Origin of the sequence: Arthrobacter sp. 260 (assembly GCF_013116745.1) — a bacterium.
GTDB lineage: Bacteria > Actinomycetota > Actinomycetes > Actinomycetales > Micrococcaceae > Arthrobacter_D.
The window spans coordinates 1-241 of record NZ_JABFOE010000096.1 but is presented as its reverse complement, the minus strand read 5'-3'; the positions used below and the strand labels follow the sequence as shown (position 1 = coordinate 241).

1 protein-coding gene is annotated in these 241 nt (G+C 36.5%); it reads right to left on the bottom strand.

Annotated features, from left to right (window positions below; genetic code table 11):
- Positions 1–230: phytanoyl-CoA dioxygenase family protein (locus HMI57_RS18480; RefSeq protein ID WP_171587439.1), on the bottom strand; the 230-nt coding region annotated here is incomplete at its 3' end.
- Positions 231–241: the final 11 nt, after the last annotated feature.

The following is a 241-nucleotide window of genomic DNA, read 5'->3' as shown; positions in this document are numbered from 1 at the left end:
CCATTGGTCTCATCAATATCTTCCAAAGCAACCCAAATGGCCACCAGATTTCCCAAGGGGAATGAGCTCATGTGAATACTGTCGGAATGCGTTTTTTGTTCGCTGCCTTTCAAAAAATTAATGCTTTGAAAAAGCACGGCTTCTTTTTGAAGCAATAATTTTAAAATACTTTTTAATTTTTTATCTTCTCCAATCGACTTTAGAAAAGCCGAACTATGAATAGCGAACATGATCTTACCAC